23 protein-coding genes are annotated in these 19919 nt (G+C 54.5%); 14 read left to right on the top strand and 9 right to left on the bottom strand.

Features of this window, described 5'->3' with window-relative positions:
* Positions 1-15: 15 nt before the first annotated feature.
* The 3 genes from ACO6S1_RS20210 to ACO6S1_RS20200 all read right to left on the bottom strand — a co-directional run bounded on the left by ACO6S1_RS20210 (position 16) and on the right by ACO6S1_RS20200 (position 3154).
* On the bottom strand, positions 16-1656 hold the full coding sequence (locus ACO6S1_RS20210) for a type II and III secretion system protein family protein (RefSeq protein WP_422344319.1): 1641 nt from the start codon (positions 1654-1656) through the stop codon (positions 16-18).
* Entirely contained in the window at positions 1656-2606 is a 951-nt protein-coding gene (cpaB, locus tag ACO6S1_RS20205; protein WP_422344318.1) for a Flp pilus assembly protein CpaB, read from the bottom strand. The genes ACO6S1_RS20210 and cpaB overlap by 1 nt, the downstream gene beginning before the upstream one ends.
* 74 nt (positions 2607-2680) lie before the next feature.
* A complete protein-coding gene (locus tag ACO6S1_RS20200) occupies positions 2681-3154 on the bottom strand; it encodes an A24 family peptidase (RefSeq protein ID WP_422344317.1) in 474 nt (157 codons plus the stop codon).
* 61 nt (positions 3155-3215) lie between these two features.
* Here ACO6S1_RS20200 and ACO6S1_RS20195 point away from each other — a divergent pair, with 61 nt between their 5' ends.
* From ACO6S1_RS20195 to ACO6S1_RS20185, 3 genes are all read left to right on the top strand, one after another.
* On the top strand, positions 3216-4178 hold the full coding sequence (locus ACO6S1_RS20195) for an alpha/beta fold hydrolase (protein ID WP_422344316.1): 963 nt from the start codon (positions 3216-3218) through the stop codon (positions 4176-4178).
* A gap of 13 nt (positions 4179-4191) precedes the next feature.
* Positions 4192-5319, top strand: coding sequence for an NAD(P)/FAD-dependent oxidoreductase (locus ACO6S1_RS20190; RefSeq protein WP_422344315.1), 1128 nt, complete (start codon positions 4192-4194; stop codon positions 5317-5319).
* 100 nt (positions 5320-5419) lie between these two features.
* A complete protein-coding gene (locus ACO6S1_RS20185; RefSeq protein ID WP_207987371.1) occupies positions 5420-5596 on the top strand; it encodes a YegP family protein in 177 nt (58 codons plus the stop codon).
* 56 nt (positions 5597-5652) lie between these two features.
* On the opposite strand, the gene rnhA is transcribed toward ACO6S1_RS20185, so the two are convergent.
* The 3 genes from rnhA to ispH are packed head-to-tail and all read right to left on the bottom strand — an operon-like array spanning position 5653 to position 8032.
* On the bottom strand, positions 5653-6117 hold the full coding sequence (rnhA, locus tag ACO6S1_RS20180; protein ID WP_422344314.1) for a ribonuclease HI: 465 nt from the start codon (positions 6115-6117) through the stop codon (positions 5653-5655).
* On the bottom strand, positions 6114-7073 hold the full coding sequence (thrB, locus tag ACO6S1_RS20175) for a homoserine kinase (protein WP_422344313.1): 960 nt from the start codon (positions 7071-7073) through the stop codon (positions 6114-6116). Before thrB ends, rnhA begins: the two co-directional genes overlap by 4 nt.
* Complete coding sequence (gene ispH, locus ACO6S1_RS20170) at positions 7073-8032, bottom strand: 4-hydroxy-3-methylbut-2-enyl diphosphate reductase (protein ID WP_422344312.1); 960 nt, start codon at positions 8030-8032, stop codon at positions 7073-7075. The genes thrB and ispH overlap by 1 nt, the downstream gene beginning before the upstream one ends.
* Positions 8033-8189: 157 nt before the next feature.
* On the opposite strand from ispH, the gene ACO6S1_RS20165 reads away from it, so the two are divergent.
* From ACO6S1_RS20165 to tatC, 9 genes are all read left to right on the top strand, one after another.
* Positions 8190-8849, top strand: coding sequence for a hypothetical protein (locus ACO6S1_RS20165; protein ID WP_422344311.1), 660 nt, complete (start codon positions 8190-8192; stop codon positions 8847-8849).
* Positions 8850-8922: 73 nt separating this feature from the next.
* Positions 8923-10647: an arginine--tRNA ligase gene (argS, locus tag ACO6S1_RS20160; protein ID WP_422344310.1), complete on the top strand. Its 1725-nt coding sequence runs from the start codon at positions 8923-8925 to the stop codon at positions 10645-10647.
* Between the two features lie 29 nt (positions 10648-10676).
* Complete coding sequence (locus ACO6S1_RS20155) at positions 10677-11315, top strand: SPOR domain-containing protein (protein WP_422344309.1); 639 nt, start codon at positions 10677-10679, stop codon at positions 11313-11315.
* A 120-nt stretch (positions 11316-11435) separates the two neighbouring features.
* Positions 11436-12443: a beta-N-acetylhexosaminidase gene (nagZ, locus tag ACO6S1_RS20150; protein ID WP_422344308.1), complete on the top strand. Its 1008-nt coding sequence runs from the start codon at positions 11436-11438 to the stop codon at positions 12441-12443.
* Complete coding sequence (locus tag ACO6S1_RS20145; protein WP_422344307.1) at positions 12443-13243, top strand: segregation and condensation protein A; 801 nt, start codon at positions 12443-12445, stop codon at positions 13241-13243. Before nagZ ends, ACO6S1_RS20145 begins: the two co-directional genes overlap by 1 nt.
* Before the next feature lie 34 nt (positions 13244-13277).
* The gene (gene scpB / locus ACO6S1_RS20140; protein ID WP_422346252.1) at positions 13278-13943 is read left to right on the top strand and encodes an SMC-Scp complex subunit ScpB; all 666 of its coding nucleotides are present in this window, start codon (positions 13278-13280) and stop codon (positions 13941-13943) included.
* Between the two features lie 28 nt (positions 13944-13971).
* On the top strand, positions 13972-14199 hold the full coding sequence (locus ACO6S1_RS20135) for a twin-arginine translocase TatA/TatE family subunit (protein ID WP_422344306.1): 228 nt from the start codon (positions 13972-13974) through the stop codon (positions 14197-14199).
* Between the two features lie 42 nt (positions 14200-14241).
* Positions 14242-14613, top strand: coding sequence for a Sec-independent protein translocase protein TatB (gene tatB / locus ACO6S1_RS20130; protein WP_422344305.1), 372 nt, complete (start codon positions 14242-14244; stop codon positions 14611-14613).
* Positions 14610-15389, top strand: coding sequence for a twin-arginine translocase subunit TatC (gene tatC / locus ACO6S1_RS20125; RefSeq protein WP_422344304.1), 780 nt, complete (start codon positions 14610-14612; stop codon positions 15387-15389). The genes tatB and tatC overlap by 4 nt, the downstream gene beginning before the upstream one ends.
* A gap of 1 nt (position 15390) precedes the next feature.
* On the opposite strand, the gene ACO6S1_RS20120 is transcribed toward tatC, so the two are convergent.
* The 3 genes from ACO6S1_RS20120 to ACO6S1_RS20110 are packed head-to-tail and all read right to left on the bottom strand — an operon-like array spanning position 15391 to position 17848.
* Positions 15391-15516, bottom strand: coding sequence for an entericidin A/B family lipoprotein (locus tag ACO6S1_RS20120; RefSeq protein WP_422344303.1), 126 nt, complete (start codon positions 15514-15516; stop codon positions 15391-15393).
* Positions 15517-15539: 23 nt separating this feature from the next.
* On the bottom strand, positions 15540-15665 hold the full coding sequence (locus ACO6S1_RS20115; protein WP_108810735.1) for an entericidin A/B family lipoprotein: 126 nt from the start codon (positions 15663-15665) through the stop codon (positions 15540-15542).
* A 56-nt stretch (positions 15666-15721) separates the two neighbouring features.
* Positions 15722-17848: a TonB-dependent receptor gene (locus tag ACO6S1_RS20110; RefSeq protein WP_422344302.1), complete on the bottom strand. Its 2127-nt coding sequence runs from the start codon at positions 17846-17848 to the stop codon at positions 15722-15724.
* A 138-nt stretch (positions 17849-17986) separates the two neighbouring features.
* Between ACO6S1_RS20110 and ACO6S1_RS20105 the strand changes: the two genes are divergently transcribed.
* Both ACO6S1_RS20105 and purT read left to right on the top strand, forming a co-directional pair.
* Positions 17987-18448 (top strand): VOC family protein, encoded by a 462-nt coding sequence (locus tag ACO6S1_RS20105; RefSeq protein ID WP_422344301.1) that lies wholly within the window; start codon positions 17987-17989, stop codon positions 18446-18448.
* Between the two features lie 222 nt (positions 18449-18670).
* Positions 18671-19849, top strand: a complete 1179-nt coding sequence (gene purT, locus ACO6S1_RS20100) for a formate-dependent phosphoribosylglycinamide formyltransferase (protein WP_422346251.1) — start codon at positions 18671-18673, stop codon at positions 19847-19849.
* Positions 19850-19919 lie beyond the last annotated feature (70 nt).

The following is a 19919-nucleotide window of genomic DNA, read 5'->3' as shown; positions in this document are numbered from 1 at the left end:
TTCTCCTGGATCGGACTATTTGTCAAAGCTGAAACCGGGGGCAGCGCCGCCTGATTTTTTCGATTTTTTGGCAGATTTGGCTTTGGCCGGTGCTGAAAGGCTACCAAGCGCTGGGCCAGGGGCTACCGGCGGTGCGACCGATGGTTTCGGACGATCATCTGTACCGGTTGAACTGTGCCGGTTCATAAAGACGCGCTCAAAATCATTGGCTTGTTTGAAGCCATCGGTTGGCAAAACAATCTGACTGTCATCAACTGGTTTCACCAGATAAGGTGTTACCACAATCATCAGTTCGGTCTCATTCTTGCGATAGCCGTCGGATTTGAACAGATTGCCCAGGATCGGGACATCAGCGAGGCCCGGTGTCTTGGAGATGTTTGAATTGTAATTATTCTGCATCAATCCGGCGATCATGAAACTTTCGCCAGAGCCCAGTTCAACGGTTGTTTCCGCTTCCCGGGTTGTGATCGATGGAATTTCAAAGCCGTTCAGCTGAACAGCACCTACGGATGAAATTTCCGATACACTTGGTGCGACGCGGATCGAGATACGTCCGTTCGACAATACCGTTGGCGTATAGGAAAGGCTGACGCCAAATTCCTGATAGGTAACGCTGATTTCGCCCAATCCTGTTGAAATCGGGATCGGGAACCGGCCACCTGCTAGGAATGTTGCGGTTTCGCCGGAGATGGTCGTCAGATTTGGAGATGCCAGTGTTGTGGCCAGGCCAATCTGTTCGGACACGTCAAGAGCTGTAGAGACATCAAGCCCAAATAGCCGACCGGCCGCAGTAATCGTATCGAGACCGCTACCCTGAGTGAAATCAAAGGCGGTGCCACCTTGGGTTATAAATTGTCCGGTGGCCGTATTGAAAGGCAGTGAAACTGAGCCTGCGGGCAATCCAAATAAGCTGGAGGCATCCAAGGTCGGAAAACCGGACGTATCAAAATCGGTGATAGAACCGAAATTGCGTCCCCGTGCAACACCGAAAAGGAATCCGCCAGTATTGTCTCGCGTCAACACGTTGCCGTTCATGTTTTTGGTGAGAGAACGACTGACTTCGGCAAAGCGAACCTTCAAATTGACCTGCATTGGTGTCGCCGTTTTCAAACGGCTGACCACGCGCGTGTCCCCACCGACATAGGCTTGCACCAGATTTTCCGCTTCTTCTGCATCATCTGGATTAGCAATCGTACCGGTTAGCAAAACAAAGTTGTTTGTCGTGCTCACAGCAATTTTCGCATCTGGCATGGCGAGCGAAAGCATCTGGTCAATCGATGAAATTTCAGCACCTACAGACACTTCTGCTGAATAGACGATTTTGCCTGACGCGCTTGTTGCGTAAAAGCTGGTTTGGCCGCCCGACTTACCAAATATGTATACTTGGCGTTGGGAGCGCACCTGAACATCGGCAATTTTATCATCAGCGATGAAGATATCTTCGATCGGAGCAGGCAGCGTGATCAGTTTTCCGCGACCAACCGCTACTGAAATCCGGGATTCCGGTGCAGAGATACGGGTAGACTGAGCGTTAAGCGGGCTGATGCTGTTGGCGGCCAGGGCCGTCGTCAATGCCAGAGCAAGCGCAGTCCCCATAGCTTTTTTTGCGGACGGTTTTTTGGCCGTGCGACCTGGCGATTCTGAATGAATGGACATTATTTGTCTCCGAACTGAACATCAATGACGGCTTTACCGCGAGATACCCGGACCTTCGGTCCTTCAGGTTTCTCTGCCCGCGGTGGTGTGCGGGGTTCAAAGCGCGAAACTTCTCCGCCGGTTGAAAAAGTCGATTTCTTGGTATCAGGCCGCGCAGCAAGAGACCGGATTAGCGCCGCTTCTTCAGCGGGATCATCGGTTTTAGGCAGCGTGATTTCGCCTGAGGCAATGGCTTCTTCCAACTCGGCTGAACTGTCGGCCAGTGAACGAAGAGATAGGCTCAATGTACCCAAAGTCTGGGCCACCGCGATTTTTTCTGCAATTTTTGGCGTTGCTTCGAGCGTGACCAGCTTGGCGGTTTTAGCCACGGCCTGACCCGCTTCATCGACCGACTGCGTAACGCGATTATCAGTCGCCAGAACGCGAACGTTTCGAATAACGGTCTCCGATACCTGCATTTCGGGTCCGTCGCCCTTCACCGTCTGCGTGAGCATCAGGTCAATACGGTCACCGGGAAATACAAAGCCTGCAACACCGGTAAGGCCAGAAACAGGGATGGTCACGGCGCGCATGCCAGGGCCAAGCGCCGCAGCAAGGAACCCGCGATCACCCGGGCTAACAATTGCACCCTTGGTCAGCGGTTGACCTGCCGTAATCGCATTGCGCACCACTGTGCCATTGAGCGACTCAATATCCGTACCTTCTTTCAGGTAATAGGCTTCCTCAACCAATTCTTCCGGCCAAGGCTGGAAGCTGAAAGCCTCCGGCGTAATAATAGTGCCAACGGGCAGGGCGCGGGAAGCAACGAGGACTTCCTCGCCCAGCACTTCGACCTTCTTTGCTTCTACCTGTGGCGCAGAAGCGCCGGTGAACATGTTCCTCGCGAGCAATGCCGTGACCGCAGCCACTACCAATGCACCGATGAGCAAAATTAATTTCTTCTTGTCCATGACGTCTTACGCCTCCTGAATGCCCCACCCAAATCGATCACCCTGAAACGATCCGTTGGCGGTAGATTTCTCTTTCAAGTAAAATGGTTAAAATATCGTTCGCTAATTATCCAAAGCCCAGAAAATGATATGGCGACTCCATATGGAACCTTTATTGGACCCTCAGTTTTTTGGATTTTCTTAGCCGTTATCATTAACAGCGTAAGGACTCCGCCGGCGATCGACATGATGACCAGCATCTCAATCAGGGTCAGCCAATGGAGCCACAACGCAATGGCTGTCAGGAGTTTGACGTCCCCGCCTCCCATCGCGCCAATGGCAAACATTGCGGCAAATATGGTAAACACGACTGTAGCGATGCCAATTTGCCAAACCATATCCGGCCAGATTGCCATGTCACTGGCAATCCAGAACAGGGGTGCACCCAGCGCAATGGCCAGATTCAGCTTGTTGGAAATGTGACGGCTCTTGATATCCGTGATCGCAGCGACGATCAGTGCAATTGCCAATCCGCCCCAGAGCAAGTAGATGAGTTGTTCCCCGTTCATGGGAAACAGCTTTAAGAAAAATGCCTTACCAAATAGTAACCATGATGACCGGAGCCCATTTTTGAGTCGATCGAACCCGCCCATATTTGATCGACGGTCCATTCCCAAAGACGCGCAAGAGCTGGTGTGGCATGCCCCGGACGGCTGGGCGATCCGGCAATTTGAATGGACACAGGATTGTGAAGATTCTCGCGGTTCGATATTATTCATGACCGGGCGAGCGGACTTTTACGAAAAATATCTCGAGACTTATCATGATTTTCATGCCCAGGGCTGGAACGTCACTGCGCCGGATTGGCGGGGGCAAGGTGGCTCGGGACGGTGTGGACCCCATCCCCATGTCGGCCATATCGAAGACTTTGCTATCTGGGTGGATGATTTACGGGCCTTTTATACTGACTGGCATGCGAGCCATCCGGGGCCGCATGTTGTTATCGGTCACAGCATGGGCGGGCATCTGGTCACCCGAGCGCTGGCCGAACAAAGGATACACCCCGGCGCGGTAATATTAAGCGCACCCATGCTGGCTCCGGCTGGAGGCGGGATGCCTGAATGGACGGCGCACTTACTGTCGAAACTTATTTGTGCTTTTGGCCGGGAAAAACGCCGTGCGTGGAAAGTGAGCGAAAAACCGCTCGAGCCGGAAGTCCTTAGGCAGGGCCTGCTGACGCATGATGCGGATCGCTATTCCGATGAATTTTTCTGGTTCCGGGAGCGTCCCGAAGTGCGGTTGGGGCCTGCAAGCTGGCGCTGGGTCGAAAGGGCATATGCGTCAACGCGCCGGCTCAGGAACCGGCACAATCTCGAAGCGGTGGACACACCCATACTGGTTCTCGCCACCGCTACCGATGAGCTGGTTGACCATCCGACAATCGAACGGGCGGTCCATCTTTTGCCAACAGCCGAGATGAAGCTTTTTGGCAAAGAATGTGCCCATGAAATTTACCGGGAGGCTGATGCCGTCCGAAATGAAGCCTTGCAGGTCAGTTTTGATTTTCTAGATAGGGTGGCTCCAAGAAAATGAGTATGTGCTTCCCATGAGCCAATATGATGTCGCGATTATCGGAGCTGGAATTGCTGGCGCGAGTATCGCGTCCGAAATTGCCGGTGACCTTTCTGTCGTGCTTCTGGAAGCGGAAGATCAACCGGGCTATCATAGTACCGGTCGCTCCGCCGCGTTCTGGACGGAGACTTACGGCGGGCCGCTCATTCAGCCCCTAACCACGGCGTCCTATGACTTTCTCAATGCGCCGGATGCCGGCTTTTCCGAGACCGGCTTTCTCAAAATTCGCCGTGCAATCAATATTGCACGGTCGGGGGAACGGCATCTGGCGGATGCGTTTATCGCGGAATTTGCCGAAAGCGGCGTTGCCATGATGCCGTGGAATGCCGATCAGATTGCTGCGGCTGTTCCGGCGATCAAGCCGGGTTGGGATCATGCCGTTTATGAACCGGATTGCTGCGATATTGACGTTGCCGGCTTGCATATGGCCTATTTACGCGACGCCAAGCGCAAGGGCGCTGCATTGTCCTGTGCAATGCGCGTGGAAGATATTGTCCATGATGGCGATATGTGGTCGCTTCATTGTCGTGGTAAAACGATCCGAGCCAAACGGATTATCAACGCCTCGGGAGCATGGGCGCAGGGCATCGCAAAACTGGCTGGCGCGCTGCCGATAGATATTCAACCCATGCGCCGGACAATGGTGCAACTCCAAACAGATCCCGGATCTTCTCCAGACATGCCATTGGTGGTCGCGCTCGATGGGAGCTTTTACTTCAAACCCGAATCCGGCGGCACCTATTGGCTTAGTCCGCATGATGAGACTCCGGTTGTGGCGAGTGATGTTGCACCGGAAGAATGGGATGTCGCTTTGGCAATCGATCGTTTTCAATCAATCATGGACGTGGACATACGATCGGTGAATCGCAAATGGGCAGGCCTTCGGAGCTTTGCACCAGACCGGTTGCCGATATACGGGTTTGACCCGCAACAGCCAGATTTCTTCTGGTTTGCCGGGCAGGGCGGCTTTGGGATCCAGACTGCCCCTGCGGCGGCGAAATTGGCCGGGTCGATCTTCCTCGGCACTGATCGTGATCCATCGGTTCGGTCGATCAATGCGGCACTATATGACCCCGCTCGTTTCGTATCCGCTATAGCCTGAAAAATTTGCCATTGCGTTCAGCGCCTTAAGACGCAATAAATCAAATGTCCGCTTGGGACCGATGAAGGCCGGAACAGGTCGTTTAAAGGAGTGTGGAATTATGGCGCATAAGTTTGAAATTTATAAAGACAAAAAAGGTGAGTTCCGGGTTCGCTTCAAACATAACAGCGAAATCATGTTTTCTACAGAAGGTTATGCCAGCAAGGCGAGCGCAAAAAATGCGATTGCTTCGATCATCAAAAATGGTCCTGGCGCCGAAGTGGAAGATAACAGCTAGAGGCGTCTAGCACAGAAGACCGTCATCCCGGCTTGCGCTTGGATGACGGTTATTGACTATAAACTAGCAGCCACATTCATCGCGGCATCGCTCGCCAGCACATCGGCGCGCTCATTGTCCGCGTCACCGGCATGGCCCTTGACCCAATGCCATTCAATTTCATGGCGCTCCACGGCATCGAGCAGATCCTGCCAGAGGTCGGCATTCTTCACCGGTTTTTTTGCAGCGGTGCGCCAGCCATTTTTTTGCCAGTTGAATATCCACTTGGTGATGCCGTCTTTGACGTAGGTGCTGTCGATCGACAATTTGACCCTGCAGGGGCGCTTTAATGCATTGAGCGCTTCAATCGCGGCGCGCAATTCCATCCGGTTATTGGTTGTCTCCGGTTCGCCGCCGGAAATTTCCTTTTCCTTGTTTCCGTGGCGAATGATCGCGCCCCAGCCACCGGGTCCGGGATTGCCTTTGCACGCGCCATCGGTGGCAATTTCAACATAGGATAATGGGGAGGAACGATCGCTCATGCTTTGAAAATGTCCGGATTGCCTTGATAGAATTTAAGGCGATTGAGAAAGGCGGTCGGGTCTTTGCGGGTAACCATGGCATCAGCAGGCGTGTTGATCCAGTCATAGGCGCGCGTCAGCATGAAGCGCAGTGAAGCTCCGCGGGCCAATATGGGAAGAGCGGCCTGTTCTTCAGCGCCAAGATTGAAACTTTCCATATAGCCGCGGATCAGCGCATCAGAGACGGCAGCATCAAATGTCTGACCATCGTCGGAAAAGCTCCATGCTGCATGGGTGACAGCCACATCATAGGCGCGGATATCGGTACAGGAAAAATAGAAATCGATCAGACCGGTCACATGATCATCGAGCATCAGAACATTGTCAGGAAACAAATCGGCATGGATCACCGATGTCGGCAAGGCGTCCGGCCAATGCGCATCGAGATAGTCGAGCTCGCTATCGACCAGTTTATGCAGTCCCGGCGCAATGGCATCCAGTTCATCAGGACCGCAATCCATGGCCAGTTTGCGCCAGGTGTCGTGATTCATGCTGTTGGCGCGTGTGCCGGTAAAATCCTTTAGGCCGCTGTGCATATAGCCCAGAGCATGACCGGTGGCTTCTGCTTGCGCTGGTGTTGGCGTGGTCACGGAAATACCCGGCAGGAATTTAATCAGACATGCCGACTTGCCGGATAATTCCTGAATCGTATTGCCATCACGGTCAGCAATCATCGGCGGGACCGGACAGTTTTTCGCCGCCAGATGGTCCAGCATGGCAATGAAAAAGGGCAGATCGCCAGGATCTACACGCTTTTCGTAAAGCGTTAAAATGAAACGGTCCTGCGTCGTTTCGATCAGATAATTGCTATTCTCTACCCCCTCGGCAATGCCTTTTGCCGACACCAGCGTGCCGACATCAAAGCGGGTTAGAAAATCGTCAATCTCTTCGGCGCTGACCTTGGTATAGACGGCCATCAGGCGGCTTCGAGGCCGCGCGGAAGTTTGAAGACCATGCGTTCGCTCGTGGTTTCTACTTTCCGCTCGTCGACGACAAAATGCTCTTCCAGCCGGTTGACGACTTCCCGTACCAATATTTCGGGTGCGGACGCGCCAGCGGTCAATCCCAATGTGCTAACGCCTTTCATCCAGGCCATATCAATCTCGTCAGCGCGCTGGATCAAATAGGCATCGGTTCCCTCGCGCTCGGCCACTTCGACCAGTCGGAGGCTGTTGGAGCTGTTGGGAGCGCCGATCACGAGGACCAGATCACAGGATTTTGCAATGCTTTTGACCGCTTCCTGACGGTTCGAGGTCGCATAGCAGATATCCTCTCCCTTCGGTCCTACAATGGAAGGGAAGCGCTCTTGCAGCGCTTCGACAATCGCTCTGGTGTCATCGACCGAAAGCGTTGTCTGGGTAAGGAAGGCCAATTTGTCAGGATCGGCGGGATCAAGAGCCGCGACATCTTCCACAGTCTCGACCAGCGTCATCAGTCCATCATCGACCTGGCCAAAGGTTCCGATAACCTCCGGGTGATTCTCGTGACCAACAAATATGATATGGCGTCCGGCTTCGACCTGTCGCTCTGCCTGGCGGTGTACTTTCGATACCAGAGGACATGTCGCGTCGAGATATTCCAGCCCGCGTTCCTCGGCTTTATGCGGTACTGCTTTGGGAACACCATGGGCAGAAAACACCACCGGAACACCGTCTGGAACTTCGTCCAGTTCCTCGACAAAAATGGCGCCAAGCTTTTTCAATTCGTCGACAACATAGCGATTATGGACAATTTCGTGCCGGACATAGACGGGCGCACCATATTTTTCGATGGCCAGTTCGACAATTTTAATCGCTCGATCGACGCCTGCGCAAAACCCGCGCGGGGCGGCTACAAGCAAGCTAATGCGGGGTTTTTCTGATATTTGCTGATTCATAATCAAAGCCTTAATGAAAAACGATGGCGGCGAAAAGCCTGTCTGTTCATCCTATGGATGGTTGCGCGCTACTAAAGGCATAGATAAGGGTTTCGAAACCCTGAACAAGGACGCAGATTAAATCTGCGCAAAACGGGATTAAAGGCAAGGAATAGGCATGATACTCAACGGGCGTTTCAATAAACTTCTATTGACGGGCATTACGGTTTTGGCGCTGGCGGGTTGTGCCCGCGACGGCGAACTGGATGTCAGTTCTGGCGTAGGCATTAGCATTACGCGCACAGGATGCCCGGCGGTGGCAGTTCCTGATCATACCGGCGATATTACCGTTTTTGACCCGGTAAGCAGTACCGATGCCAGCGCCATCGACGTGGTCGCCAATATCACCAATGTGCGTTCAACCTGTAATAGCGAAGGCGCGCGCATCTACACCGAGGCAACATTCGACGTTTACGCCCTGCGTTCCCGGCCCGATGGTGCGCGCACCATCACGGTTCCTTATTTTTCCACTGTTGTGCAAGGCGGCACTGCGGTCGTTGCCAAACGCGTCAATCAGGTCACGTTGACCTTTGCCGATGGCCAATATCGCGCATCGGCCTCAGGCAAGGCGGGTTCTTATGTTGATGCTGCGGCTGCGCGTCTGCCAGAGGATGTCATTGAAAGAATTACCCGCCGCAGAAAGCCTGGGGATCCTGACGCCGCTTTGGACCCATTGGCTGATCCAGCCGTCCGAGCCGCCGTTGCGCGATCAACATTTGAGCTTTTGATCGGATTTCAGCTGACCCCGGAACAGCTGCAATATAACGCGACCCGATAAGGTTCTTTGGTTATAACGGTAAGTTGCTCGGCAGGTTCGGGCGCGATAGTCTATTGAAAATTGGGGTGAAGCCATGCTGTTCGATATTTTTCAGCACCACATAAACAAAGCGCTCGACGATCTGGTCGCCAGCGGTGATCTGCCAGCGGATCTGGATCGCAAAAATGTGACGCTGGAGCCGCCGCGCGATCCTTCGCACGGTGACCTGTCAACCAATGCCGCGATGGTATTGTCCAAGGCAGCTGGCGAAAAACCGCGTGATTTGGCGCAAAAGATTGTCGATAAACTGGCCGCGCTGGATGACGTCAAGACGGCAGAGATGGCCGGACCAGGTTTCATCAATCTGCGTGTAAGCGACGCGGTGCTGATTGCCGAACTTAAGGAAATTGCCGCTCTGGGCGCTGATTATGGCCGCTCGACCAAGGGGCAGGGCGTTACCGTCAATGTCGAATATGTCTCGGCCAACCCGACCGGCCCGATGCATATGGGCCATTGTCGCGGCGCGGTGGTCGGCGATGCGCTGGCCGATTTGCTCGAATTTATCGGCCACAAGGTGATCCGCGAATATTATGTGAATGACGCTGGTGCGCAGGTCGATATTCTCGCGGAATCCGTTCACATCCGCTATCGTGAAGCGCTGGGCGAAACGATTTTGGCCATTCCGGAAGGCCTATATCCCGGAGACTATCTGAAACCCGTCGGCTGGGCGTTGGCACAGCAATATGGCGACAAATATGTTGATGCGCCGATTGATGAATGGCTGCCGATTTTTCGCAAGGCGGCTGTTGCCGGCATGATGGACATGATCCGGGCCGATCTGGCGTTGCTCGGCATAAAACATGATGTCTTCTCTTCGGAAGCGGAATTGCATGAAGCGGGGAAAGCTGATGCCGCTGAAGCCGAATTGCGGTCTCGCGATCTGGTCTATGATGGCGTCTTGGAAAAACCCAAAGGCAAGACGATTGATGACTGGGAGGCAGTCGAACTGCCGCTGTTCCGTTCCACACAATTTGGTGATGATCAGGACCGGCCCATCAAGAAATCCAACGGCAGCTGGACCTATTTTGGCGGCGATCTCGCTTATCATTTCCAGAAAGCCCAAAAGGCCGATGAGCTGATTGACATTTGGGGCGCCGATCATTCCGGCACGGTCAAGCGGATCAAGGCGGCTGTGGCGGCGCTGACCGGAGGCAAAACCAAATTTGACGTGAAGCTGATTCAGATGGTCCGGCTGCTGCGTGATGGCGAGCCGGAGAAAATGTCCAAACGGTCGGGCAATTTCGTCACTATCGCCGATATGGTCGAAGAAGTGGGCAAGGACGCCGTGCGCTTCACAATGCTGACTCGCAAGGCCGATGCGCAGATGGACTTTGATTTTGCAAAGGTCACCGAGGCGTCAAGGGACAATCCGGTATTCTATGTGCAATATGCCCACGCGCGGATTCAATCGACCCTGAGAAAGGCGGCGGAAGAGGAAAATATCGCTCCTTCGCCAGACCATCTCGACAAGCTGGGCGCAGAAGAGCTCGACCTCATCAAACAGGCAGCCCAATTCCCGAGAATCGTCGAATCGGCTGCTATGAGCCGCGAGCCACACCGGATCGCCTTCTACCTCAACGACCTCGCAGCGGCGTTCCACGCCTTCTGGAATATGGGCAATGACCGGCCTGAAATGCGGATCATCATGGTTAACGACCCTGCCATGACGTCTGCTAGGCTTTTCTTAGCTAAATATTTAGGGCAAGTAATTAAGAACGGTCTCGCGCTGATGGGGGTCAGTGCCGCTGATAAAATGTAGGCGCTTAAGAATTACTGTGGGGTTTGAGTATGTCTGATGTGAATAGTGATAGTCTGGATCTGGACGATGAAAATCGCCTGCCTTGGCTGGAATCAGCAGAAGATTATGATGGGGAAGATGAATATTCTCCCCTTCGCGTCGCCTTGTTCGTTGGCGTGGGTATAGCGCTTTTGGCCGCTATTGTCGGCGGTATTTACTGGATGCAGAACCGCGATGCAGGCGGTCTCAGCGGCGATGGCACGCTGATCGCTGCGCAGGAAGGCGACTATAAAGTACGTCCCGATGATCCACAGGCCAGACAGTTTGAAGGTGAAGGCGATGCGAGCTTTGCCGCTTCCGAAGGACAGGAAACGCCTGGCAAATTGGGCACGGCTCCGCCAGTGGAAGCGCCGATTAAAAAGGCAACTCCGACTGCGCCATCGGCGCCCGGAAGTGCGATGATCCAGCTCGGTGCATTCAGTTCGGCTGGTCAGGCAGACAGAGCATGGTCGGGCTTCTCCCGTCGTTTTGCCGATATTGGCGTTTTGCCGAAAAAGATTGTGCAGGGAACGGTCGAAGGCGGAACCATCTACCGTCTCAACGCCGTAGCGCCGAATGTTTCGGCGGCTCAAAATATCTGTAATAACCTGAAAGCTGCTGGCGAAAGCTGTCTTGTCGTCCCGCAATAAGGCCTTCAATATCGCAATAATCGGGGACGCGCTGTGGATAACGGCGCTTTCCACTTTACCGGTCTGCCAATTTTCCGCATGATAAGTGATATTATGCGCGGGATTGGGTAGAGTTAAGTCATGAAACCGGTCATTTTTGGTATGTCGGGATTAAGCCTGACGGCAGATGAAAAGGCGTTTTTCAAGGAAAGCGATCCGGCGGGCTATATTATTTTTGGCCGTAATGTCGAAACCAAGGAGCAATTGCGGGCGCTGACCGACGAATTGCGCCAGTTACATGGCCGCGATGATGTGGCGATCCTGATCGATCAGGAAGGTGGACGCGTGGCGCGGATGCAGGAGCCGGTCTGGCCCAAATTCCCGCCGGGTGAAACCTTTGACAAGCTCTACAACATCGCCCCGGCAACCGCGATTGAGGCGGCGCGGTTGAACGCACAGGCCATTGCCGAGAGCCTTCGCGAAGTCGGCATTACCGTAAATTGTCTGCCGCTGCTTGATGTCCGGCAACCTGACACCGTAGATGCCATTGGCAACCGCGCCATGGGCAGCGATCCGATGCAGGTGGCTGCTTTGGGCCGCGCCGTGATCGACGGTCAGACCAAGGGTGGCGCGGTGAGCGTCGTCAAACATATGCCCGGCCATGGCCGCGCTGTGGTTGACAGCCATATGGAATTGCCGAAAGTAAGCGCTTCTGCCGACGAACTGGAAACAGATATCGCTCCATTCCGTTCGCTGGCGAATGCGCCAATGGGGATGACCGCGCATATCGTCTATACCGCCTGGGATAGTGAGCGTTGCGCCAGCCTTTCCCCGACGGTTATCGACAATATCATTCGCGGGGCCATCGGCTTTGATGGACTGCTGTTCTCGGACGATCTCGACATGAAGGCGTTAAAAGGCGAAGTGCCCGAACGCGCACGCGATGTCGTCGCGGCGGGTTGTGACATTGCGCTTAATTGCTGGGGCCGGATGGATGAGATGGTCGGCATTGCCAACCTGCTGGGCGAGATTAGCGACAAACCCCGCGAACGACTGGATAAAGCCATGGCCACATTGGATAAAGCCAGCGGACAGGTGGAGCTGGCCGAGCTGTTATCTCGCCGAGACGCATTGCTGGCGGCGGCCTGATGGCAGAAGAGCCGGAAATTATCGAAGAATCCGAAGCAGAAGGTTTTTTCTTTACCCAAGCGGCGAGCGAGGAAGATGCGGCTCTCACGCTCAACATTGATGGATGGGAAGGTCCGCTTGATCTCTTGCTCGCGCTCGCACGCAATCAGAAAGTCGATTTGCGGGAAATATCGATACTGGAGCTGGTGCAGCAATATCTGAAATATATCGCCGATGCGCAAAGTTTAAAGCTGGAGCTGGCGGCGGATTATCTGGTGATGGCGGCATGGCTGACCTATCTCAAATCCGGCCTTTTGTTACCCAAAGACCCTGAAATTGATCCCTCGCCGGAAGAACTGGCACTGCGCCTGCAAATGCGGCTGGAGCGGCTCAACGCGATGCGCGAGGCGGGTGCACGGCTGCTCGCTCGCGATCGGATTGGCCGCGATGTTTTTGCCCGCGGGGCGCCTGAAGGTCTGCGGGTCGTTAAAAACCGGCATTGGCAGGCGGAATATTATGATCTGATCTCCGCTTATGGCCGCGTCAAACTGCGCAGCATCCCGCCGGTCCATATCGTTAAGCAACGGATGGTGATGACGCTCGAAGACGCGTTGGCGCGGGTATCCTTGATGCTTGGTGAAGCGATTGACTGGACGGATATCCGGGCTTTTTTGCCGCCCGGAGCGCCGCCGCAATTGCGCAAATCCGCCCTGGCATCCAGTTTTGTTGCGGCGCTTGAACTGGCGCGGCAAGGGAAACTGGTCCTTAGTCAGGACGAGAGTTTTGCGCCCCTCAAGTTGAAAGCGAATAGTGATGGATAAGCCAGTGGATAATGATCGCAGCCTGATCATGGGCATGAATGTGGAGATGGATGACGGAACGAGAGCTGTCGAAGCGACCTTGTTCGCGTCCGAAAATCCGATGACGATTGCAGATATCGCTCTCTATGTTGGCGAGGAGGTTGATATTCGTGCTGCGCTTAATGATTTGCAGAATGATTATGCAGGGCGCGGCATATCGCTGGTAAAGACGGGTGACCGTTGGCATTTTCAAACGGCTCATGACCTGTCACACTTGCTTCGCCGGGAGCGCGCAGAACTAAGAAAACTAAGCCGTGCGGGCATGGAAACACTAGCGATAATTGCCTATCATGAACCCGTTAGCCGTGCCGAGATAGAGGCTATCCGCGGCGTTCAGGTGGCAAAAGGCACGCTTGATGTGCTGATGGAAGCGGGCTGGGTTCGTCCGGCGGGGCGCCGCGAAGTACCGGGGAGACCTCTTATCTATGCGACAACCGCTGAATTCCTGACCCATTTCGGCCTGCAAAGCCGCAGGGAGCTACCGGGCATTGATGACTTGAAAGCCGCCGGTTTGCTGGACCCGGTCGACTTGGCCATGGAACGGCTGGAGATGGAGGCGGAAGATGAATTGCCTCTGGAACAGGAACTTAACGAAGATGGTGCACAAGAAAATGATGATGACACTGCCGATTCACTGGAAAATGAGGCGGAAAGCGCTTAAGTAGAAGGCTTAGATCAGGAGATTTTCGATGCAACCGAGTATTTGGCAGATTTTAATTGTAGCAGCACTGGTGCTGATCCTGTTCGGTCGCGGCCGGATTTCTGAGATGATGGGTGATGTTGGCAAAGGCATCCGCTCCTTCAAAAAAGGCATTACCGAAGAAGAGGAAAGTGCCAAGGCTTCGGCCCAGATTGACAGCAAGCCGGCTGACATCAACGCAGAAAAGACGGCAACGTCTGACAAGACGGTCAGCTGAGAACGGCCAACCGGATTCCGGTCCGGATAGCGGCGCACAGATATGTTTGACCTTTCCATATCCGAGATCGCGATTATCGTGATCATTGCCATCGTCGTTATCGGCCCGAAAGAGCTGCCCCGCGCGTTGGCAACAGCCGGTCGTTGGCTGGCCAAGGCGCGCGGCGTTATGGGCAATTTCCGGACCGGCTTTGACGCCATGGTCCGCGAAGCCGAGTTGCAGGAAATGGAAAAGAAATGGGCGGCGGAGAATGAACGTATCATGCTCGAAAGCCCTACTGTTTCGGATGACGAGCCCGTGATGCAGCCTTTGGATGGGCCACCTGCGGCAGGGAAACCAGACGCAACTGGCCAGCCAGATTTGCCTCTGGATGATGTGGTGCCAGAGAAACCGGAAGAAAAACCGGGCCCATGAACGAGCAATCCGCGCCCGAAATTGACGATAGCAAGGCGCCGCTGATCGAGCATCTCATAGAGTTGCGGCAGCGGCTGGTCTGGTCGGTCATTGCGCTGGCCATTGCTTTTGTGATCAGCTTTTATTTTGCTGACGAAATATTCGGGATGTTGGTGGTGCCCTTGACCGATGCCTTCCCACCTGGTGAAGGCAAGCTTGTCTATACCAAGCTTTATGAGGCCTTTTTCGTCGAGATAAAGGTTGCGATGTTCGCTGCGTTTTTTATCGCTTTCCCGATCATTTCCAACCAGCTGTGGGCCTTTGTCGCGCCGGGGCTTTATGCCAACGAGAAAAAGGCGTTTTTGCCATTTCTCTTCGCTACGCCGTTGTTGTTCACCGCGGGAGCGGCGTTGGCTTACTATGTCGTGATGCCGACAGCGTTCCGGTTCTTTCTGGGGTTTGAAGGTGAAGTGGGCGGAATGACGCAAGAAGCATTGCCAGCCATGGGCGACTATCTGTCCCTTGTCATGCAGTTCATTCTTGCCTTTGGTATCTGCTTTCAGCTGCCGGTTTTGTTACTGCTGCTGAACCGCGCGGGATTGGTTACGCGCGAGCAGCTAATAGGCCTCCGCCGTTACATGGTGGTAGCCGCCTTTGTTTTGGCCGCGATATTGACGCCACCGGATGTGGTATCCCAATTCTTGCTCGGCTTGCCGCTCATCCTGCTTTACGAGGTGTCTCTGGCGATCATGTGGTTCACCGAGCGCAAAAGAGCCAAATTACAGGCGAGCGAATAGCCTAGTTTATCGCATCTTCGCCGGCCCGGCCGACCGATTCGATATCCTTTCCGACACCCTGGACTGTATTACAGGCCGCGAGCACGAGGGTTGATGAAATAATCAATGATGCCAAAATCTTGCGCATGATTCGTCTCCTGATGGATTAAATTAATCGATCGCCCGTTCACCGGCCCGGCCAACGGATTTTATATCGTCCCCGACACCTTGCACAGTGTTGCAAGCGCCCAGCAAAAGCGCCGATGAAAGGGCAATAGAAGCGATTATTTTGCGCATATGGGTAACTCCTGATCCTGCGTTTTCAGCAGGAATTTGGAGCACCCCGATTCCGGCTAAAAACTAAACTTCGCGCTGATACGAATATCACGACCTGCCAGCGGTACAAAATCTTTCGTGAACGAGGCATGACGACGCGCTTTCACATCAAAGATATTATTGGCCGAGGCAAGAAGCGTTACACCGCCATCTTTCCCCAAAGGCCGCCAGGCAGCGGAGGCATTGACCATAGTGAAGCTGTCGGTTGGTGTTTCAAATGTCGAAACACGATTCTGACTGTCTGACCATTCCAGTTCCGCCCGCAGATCGAGAGAATCGCTTTGGGCACTAATACCGCCGAGCAGCCGCAACGGCGGGATCCTCGGAACGGGGCCGCCGCCATCCTTGATTTTCGCGCGGACATAGTCGGCAACCCCGTCGGTGACGAAGGTAAACCCGCCTGCGCGGGCGACAACGAAGGATGCGGAGGCTTCAAAGCCGTAATAGGTCGCATCTTCTTGAAAAAATTGGAAAACCGGCAAACCGTCTTCTTCTTCGCCAGTTTCCGTTTCAAAGATATAGTCATCGAAAAAATTGGCATAAACGGTTGCGCTAAGCTGGATATCTTCCGAATTCCAGCGGGCATAGAGCTCACCGCCCCAGCTTTTTTCGGTGGTGAAATTGGGATTGCCGATTTCAAACGCCTGTGTGGCAATATGCGGGCCGTCGGACAATAGCTCTTCCGCAGATGGAGCGCGCTCCGAGCGGGAGAGATTGACGCCGAGTCTCAGACCATTGTCATCCGGGGCATAGGCAAAGCCCAACGCGCCTGAGAAGCTGTCGAAACTGCGATCAAAATCGACAATGCTGGACTCTACATCGACATGGTCGAAACGCGCAGCGGCTTCGACTTCGAAATTGCCGAGATCAATTTCCTGCACAGTGAACAGAGCCCAACTTTCAATGCTGTTTTTGGGCACGAAGGCTTCGGCGCCAATTGCGTTGAAATCGCGCACCAAAAGCTGCGTACCAATCACACCGCGCCAGCCATTGCGTTCATTCTGAACCAATTCTGCCCTCGCTTCGATTCCCTCAACCTCAAAGACTGTTCCAACTTCATCACCTTCAAATTCGGTATGTTCATAGTCGGAATAGCCGGCGCGCAAGTTGAGCGATTCAAAGAAACCATCGCCCAGATTAACCCCGGCGCGGAGATCAGCACGGAACTGTTCGAGGCCGATGGTCACTGGACCTTCTTCCTCCTCTTCATCGCCGTCATCATCCCCATCTTCATGGGCATGTTCCGCGCCGGGGCGGGAGGGGACGCCATAATCCGTGTCATAATAGCTGACCGAAAAGCCTATATTGCCGCCTTCTGTAATATAGGCGAGGCCGGTGGAGGCATTGATGGTTTCGCTAGCGGTGTTGAACACCGTGCCGCGCTGATTGGCGGTTTCGGTTAGCTCGGCTGCTTCATCAAGATTGCCTTCTTCCGTTTCTTCGGCCGCTTGCGCCAGCACTTCGCTGCGCAGTTCCGGCGCCAGCACAAAGCCGGGTATGTCGAGATCGTCGGTATTGCGGTAGCTGCCATTGATATGGAAAACCAACGACTCGGTCAGCGGCACATCGAGGGATCCGCCGAGGCTCCAGTCATTGGCCGCGCTGCCATAGCCACCGACGGCATCGAGGTGAAAGGCTTCATCAGGAACATCGCGGGGGATACGCTTGTCGATCACGTTGACCGCGCCGCCGATTGCATCACCGCCGAACAGAAGTACCGCCGGTCCGCGCAGTACCTCAATACTTTGTGCGGTTAGCGGGTCAATAGACACAGCATGGTCGACTGAAGTATTGGACGCGTCGAGAGACCCGATGCCATCGGTCAGCACCCGGACACGCGGTCCTTGAAAGCCGCGCAGGACAGGGCGGGAAGAACCGGGGGCAAAGCTGGTGGAGGAAACACCGGGCAATTTGGTCAGACTGTCGCCAATCTGTCCGCGCAAATCCTGGGTGAGTTGATCACCAGTCAACACGGACGTGCCGGCCAAAATGTCAATCCGGTCGACATAGGGCGCGGTCACGACGATCGCGTCGTCATTATGAAAATCATCGCCGGTTTCGGTCTGTTGACCAGACTGGGCGAAGGCGGGTGAAGCAGGCAGAAGGATAATAGCGGCGGAAGTCAGGAATTTGTGATGGGACACGGACTACTCTTTTCTGAATTGGGGAACAATCGAGAGACCGGATAATAGAAATGATATGATATATCAATTCTAAAATTGCTAATTCGCCAAGGTGATGTAAATTTGCTACATATTTGCATTCTGGTGAGGAGAGGAAATATGACCCAGTGGAAGGAAGACGGCTATCATAGCGTCACTGCCTATCTGACCGTCGATGATGCGGCGGCGGCAATCGATTTCTATAAAAATGCCTTTGGCGCCGAGGAAGTCATGCGCATGCCGATGGGCGACAAGATCGGCCATGCGGATATTTTGATCGGCGATACCCACATCATGCTGTCCGATGAATTTCCCGATATGGACAAGCTGGGTCCCAAGGCGAGGGGCGGCGCCACCAGCAGTCTGATGATCTATGTAGAGGATGCCGATGCCGCGTTCGACAAGGCGATTGCGGCTGGTGCGACGGCGGTGCGGCCCGTGGAAGATCAATTTTATGGCGATCGGTCCGGCTGGGTGAAAGACCCGTTTGGTCATGAATGGACATTGTCGACTCATATTGAAGATGTCAGTCCGGAAGAGATAAACCGCAGAATGGCGGAAATGATGGCCGAGGGGGCTTGATAATTGATTCCTCCCCCCTTGAGGGAGAGGACAACGGAGACTTGGCAGCTTGCCTGCCTAGTCGGAGTCGGTGAGGGGTATAACGCGATGGTGAAATATGGCCGCCCACCCCTCTCCAAGACTTGTTAAGCAGCAAGCTGCCAAACCAAGTCTATTCTCTTCCTCAAGGGGAGAGAAAAATGAGGCATGACGTACCTTTCGATCCGCGTTAGTACGCAACCCATGACCTTTACCAAAAAAATCCTGCTGCTCGGTTCGGGCGAACTGGGCCGCGAATTTGTTATCTCCGCAAAGCGTCTCGGCGCCTATCTGATCGCTTGCGATGCCTATGCCGCCGCGCCGGCAATGCAGGTTGCCGATGCGCATGAAGTTTTCTCTATGCTTGATGGCGAAAAGCTGCGCGCTGCGATCGCAAAGCATCAGCCTGATCTCATCGTTCCAGAAGTCGAAGCCATCCGCACCGAAATTCTTGCCGAAGTGGAGGCGGAAGGTTTCAATGTCGTGCCGTCTGCGCGCGCGACCCAGCTGACAATGAACCGCGACGCCATCCGCGATGTGGCCGCTCAGGAGCTCGGCCTCACGACATCACGCTATCACTATGCCGAAAGCTTTGCCGAGGTGCAGGCCGCTGCCGATGATATCGGTCTGCCGCTGGTCATCAAACCGGTGATGTCCTCCTCCGGTAAAGGGCAAAGCAAAGTGGACAGCGCCGACGCGCTGGAAGCCGCCTGGACCTATGCCGTCGATAATATGCGCGGCGACCGCGCGCGGGTGATTGTCGAGCAGTTTATCGACTTTGACTATGAAATCACCCTGCTGACAATCCGCACGGGCGAGGGCGTGCTGTTCTGCCCGCCCATCGGCCATCGTCAGGAACGCGGCGATTATCAGGAAAGCTGGCAACCCGCCGCGATGTCGAACGACGCGCTCGCCACGGCGCAAGATATGGCGCGCAAGGTGGTCGATAATCTCGGCGGATATGGTTTGTTTGGCGTCGAGTTTTTTGTAACGAAAACCGGCGAAGTGATCTTCTCCGAGCTCAGTCCCCGTCCCCATGACACCGGCATGGTCACCCTGATCGGCCAGAATCTAACCGAATTCGACCTCCACGCCCGGGCGATCATGGGGATGCCAATCCCGCATATCGGGCTCACAGCGCCGGCCAGCGCGAGCGCCGTGATCCTCGCAGACCGGGACAGTGAAAGTTTCGCGTTCACCGGCGTTGCCCGTGCCCTGGCCTTGGGCAACAAGGACGCTGAAGTGGATGTGCGGATATTCGGCAAACCCGTTACCCGGCCCTATCGCCGCATGGCTGTTGCCTTGGCCACAGGAACCGATACTGATGCAGCTCGGGCACTTGCGAAGCAGGCGGCGGATTCAGTCAAGATTGAATATCGGTAATTAAAATGCCGGTTGACATTGGCCGCTGCTGATCGCTGATAGGCAGCCACAAACACACCGCTAAAATCAA

Source organism: Parasphingorhabdus sp., from assembly GCF_965233695.1.
Taxonomy (GTDB): Bacteria; Pseudomonadota; Alphaproteobacteria; order Sphingomonadales; family Sphingomonadaceae; genus Parasphingorhabdus.
Note: the sequence above shows the minus strand (reverse complement) of the source record. Positions and strands in the feature narration are given on the sequence as shown.

Bases quoted from the DNA above. Each gene is read 5' to 3' on its own strand.
- cpaB (WP_422344318.1), bottom strand. From the start codon at position 2,606: ATGGACAAGAAGAAATTAATTTTGCTCATCGGTGCATTGGTAGTGGCT.
- ACO6S1_RS20105 (WP_422344301.1), top strand. From the start codon at position 17,987: ATGACCCAGTGGAAGGAAGACGGCTATCATAGCGTCACTGCCTATCTG.
- ACO6S1_RS20155 (WP_422344309.1), top strand. From the start codon at position 10,677: ATGTCTGATGTGAATAGTGATAGTCTGGATCTGGACGATGAAAATCGC.
- rnhA (WP_422344314.1), bottom strand. From the start codon at position 6,117: ATGAGCGATCGTTCCTCCCCATTATCCTATGTTGAAATTGCCACCGAT.
- ACO6S1_RS20190 (WP_422344315.1), top strand. From the start codon at position 4,192: ATGAGCCAATATGATGTCGCGATTATCGGAGCTGGAATTGCTGGCGCG.
- tatC (WP_422344304.1), top strand. From the start codon at position 14,610: ATGAACGAGCAATCCGCGCCCGAAATTGACGATAGCAAGGCGCCGCTG.
- ACO6S1_RS20115 (WP_108810735.1), bottom strand. From the start codon at position 15,665: ATGCGCAAAATAATCGCTTCTATTGCCCTTTCATCGGCGCTTTTGCTG.
- ispH (WP_422344312.1), bottom strand. From the start codon at position 8,032: ATGAATCAGCAAATATCAGAAAAACCCCGCATTAGCTTGCTTGTAGCC.
- tatB (WP_422344305.1), top strand. From the start codon at position 14,242: ATGTTTGACCTTTCCATATCCGAGATCGCGATTATCGTGATCATTGCC.
- purT (WP_422346251.1), top strand. From the start codon at position 18,671: ATGACCTTTACCAAAAAAATCCTGCTGCTCGGTTCGGGCGAACTGGGC.
- ACO6S1_RS20165 (WP_422344311.1), top strand. From the start codon at position 8,190: ATGATACTCAACGGGCGTTTCAATAAACTTCTATTGACGGGCATTACG.
- scpB (WP_422346252.1), top strand. From the start codon at position 13,278: ATGAATGTGGAGATGGATGACGGAACGAGAGCTGTCGAAGCGACCTTG.
- ACO6S1_RS20120 (WP_422344303.1), bottom strand. From the start codon at position 15,516: ATGCGCAAGATTTTGGCATCATTGATTATTTCATCAACCCTCGTGCTC.
- argS (WP_422344310.1), top strand. From the start codon at position 8,923: ATGCTGTTCGATATTTTTCAGCACCACATAAACAAAGCGCTCGACGAT.
- ACO6S1_RS20200 (WP_422344317.1), bottom strand. From the start codon at position 3,154: ATGAACGGGGAACAACTCATCTACTTGCTCTGGGGCGGATTGGCAATT.
- thrB (WP_422344313.1), bottom strand. From the start codon at position 7,073: ATGGCCGTCTATACCAAGGTCAGCGCCGAAGAGATTGACGATTTTCTA.
- ACO6S1_RS20135 (WP_422344306.1), top strand. From the start codon at position 13,972: ATGCAACCGAGTATTTGGCAGATTTTAATTGTAGCAGCACTGGTGCTG.
- ACO6S1_RS20210 (WP_422344319.1), bottom strand. From the start codon at position 1,656: ATGTCCATTCATTCAGAATCGCCAGGTCGCACGGCCAAAAAACCGTCC.
- ACO6S1_RS20185 (WP_207987371.1), top strand. From the start codon at position 5,420: ATGGCGCATAAGTTTGAAATTTATAAAGACAAAAAAGGTGAGTTCCGG.
- ACO6S1_RS20145 (WP_422344307.1), top strand. From the start codon at position 12,443: ATGGCAGAAGAGCCGGAAATTATCGAAGAATCCGAAGCAGAAGGTTTT.
- nagZ (WP_422344308.1), top strand. From the start codon at position 11,436: ATGAAACCGGTCATTTTTGGTATGTCGGGATTAAGCCTGACGGCAGAT.